We start from the raw sequence: 285 nt of genomic DNA, 5'->3' as shown, positions 1-285 counted from the left end.
AAGCCCAATGCCTTCAACTGGTTGCGCATGTAATCAATGTTTTGATAGGTCCACTTAGCGGGCGGCACCTGGTTTTGAATCGCGGCATTCTCCGCCGGCATCCCGAACGCATCCCAACCCATGGGCTGCATGACATTTTTACCCTGCATGCGCTGGAAACGTGAGACAACGTCGCCGATAGTGTAATTACGCACGTGGCCCATGTGCAGCTTGCCGCTGGGGTAGGGGAACATGGATAGGCAGTAGAACTTTTCGCGGTTGGCGTCTTCTACGGCTTTAAAGCAC

At 54.0% G+C, this 285-nt stretch carries 1 protein-coding gene; it reads right to left on the bottom strand.

The genetic code is table 11. From position 1 onward, the window contains the following. A partial coding sequence (locus R0J88_RS19530; RefSeq protein WP_410900803.1) for a class I tRNA ligase family protein occupies positions 1-285 on the bottom strand: 285 nt, incomplete at both ends.

The organism is Pseudoalteromonas sp. SIMBA_162 (assembly GCF_046535955.1).
Lineage (GTDB): Bacteria > Pseudomonadota > Gammaproteobacteria > Enterobacterales > Alteromonadaceae > Pseudoalteromonas > Pseudoalteromonas marina.
Note: the sequence above shows the minus strand (reverse complement) of the source record. Positions and strands in the feature narration are given on the sequence as shown.